Genomic DNA, 579 nt, shown 5'->3' on the forward strand with positions numbered 1-579 from the left:
TTTCTAATCAACAAGAATTAATTATACATCTTAAGCATAGTTAAGTCAACAAAAAATTCAAGTTAATTTATTAATATATTCTATTAATCCACAAAAAAATGACCAACAGGTCAAAAGTAGATTGCCTGGCAACGTCCTACTCTAGCGGAACGTCAGTCCGACTACCATCGGCGCTRAGGAGCTTAACTTCYGTGTTCGGCATGGGAACRGGTGTGACCTCCTTGCCATTGTCACCAGACAAATGAATGATTATTCATTCAAAACTAGATAGTAAGTAAGATTTTGCGTCGCAAAACGTTTTTTAAAAATTGATTAAGTCTTCGATCGATTAGTATTCGTCAGCTCCACGTGTCACCACGCTTCCACCTCGAACCTATTAACCTCGTCATCTTCGAGGGATCTTATAACCGAAGTTGGGAAATCTCATCTTGAGGGGGGCTTCATGCTTAGATGCTTTCAGCACTTATCCCGTCCGCACATAGCTACCCAGCGATGCCCTTGGCAGAACAACTGGTACACCAGCGGTGCGTCCATCCCGGTCCTCTCGTACTAAGGACAGCTCCTCTCAAATTTCCTACG

The 579-nt window shown here is 42.7% G+C and carries 2 rRNA genes; both read right to left on the bottom strand.

The features are described 5' to 3' along the window. Positions 1–123: 123 nt before the first annotated feature. Positions 124–238, bottom strand: a 5S ribosomal RNA gene (rrf, locus tag AC1DIH_RS28150). Positions 239–308: 70 nt separating this feature from the next. Beyond that, positions 309–579, bottom strand: a 23S ribosomal RNA gene (locus AC1DIH_RS28155); the annotation flags it as partial.

It is taken from the genome of Pseudomonas sp. 05N36 (assembly GCF_056397385.1).